Raw genomic sequence first — 1,053 nt, forward strand, 5'->3', positions numbered from 1 at the left:
TCATTACCAATCTACTATGATTCTGTGTAATGATTTTTGCTTATTTACTCGAATAAATTACTGCCGACGCGGAGTTCAACACATGTCCTACAGCTCACTATCTCTTCCTTCTAAGTTATTTCAGCTCACTTCTTTGACTTTGGCGCTAGCATTAGCAGGTTGTGGTGGAGGGGATGGTGATACAGTCGATTCTATCGCCCCTGAACCTGATTTGGGCGTACAACCAGGTACCGGCACAGGCGGTAACGATAATGGTGGCAATAATAACGGCGGTAACGATAATGGTGGCGAACAGACACCTGCAGAAGATTTTAGCCTACAAAAACTTTATACCGATCCAACCAATATCAAGCTGACCGATGAGCCTGTTACATTTAATGTCACCGTCAAAGCAGTGGCAAAATCAGGTGGTGCGGCGATTAACAGGTCGGTGAGCTTGAGTGTTGATGATTCTACTAATACTGGGGTGACTATTCAGGGCGCTAGTGTTCAGAGTACTGATGACAAAGGTGAGGCTACCTACGAGCTTAAGCTCAACCCATTAGTACTCGATGAGGAACAAAAAGCGGACTTGATCGAAAATGGTTTTGGATTAAAAGCAGTCGCCAAACAGTCCTCAGATGGCTCAGAAATTACTCAGGTCACAACCGTTCGTGTTAGTAAAGAAGGCAGTGGTGATGGTGGACAAGCGGCAATAGTTAGTAAGCTTAATATAGAAAATAATCTACAAACCACTTCTGTCTCTAATAATAAGCTGAATCCCTACGGTGATACAGCTAAGTTTAATGTTATTGTCAAAAATACCGACGGCGCGCGTGTAAAAGATGTGACTGTTGGCATGGGTATTGCCGATATCAAAGGCATTGCCATTATCGGTGGTAATAACAAAACCACTGATACGAATGGTATCGCAGCCTTTAATGTAAAAATTGATGAGAACTTAACCAAAGCTGAGCGTGACAAGCTGCTACGAGGCGTTGCTTACGCTATTAATATCAAAGAAAAAAATGGCGCAACTAAGAAAAAAGAAGGAACGTTATCTGTTGCAATACC

At 42.7% G+C, this 1,053-nt stretch carries 1 pseudogene; it reads left to right on the forward strand.

The annotated features are described in order from the left end of the window. Positions 1-82: 82 nt before the first annotated feature. Positions 83-1,053 (forward strand): annotated as a pseudogene (locus tag ACT3TU_RS14180) (hypothetical protein); the annotation flags it as partial.

The organism is Psychrobacter sp. AOP3-A1-26 (assembly GCF_052378235.1).
GTDB lineage: Bacteria > Pseudomonadota > Gammaproteobacteria > Pseudomonadales > Moraxellaceae > Psychrobacter.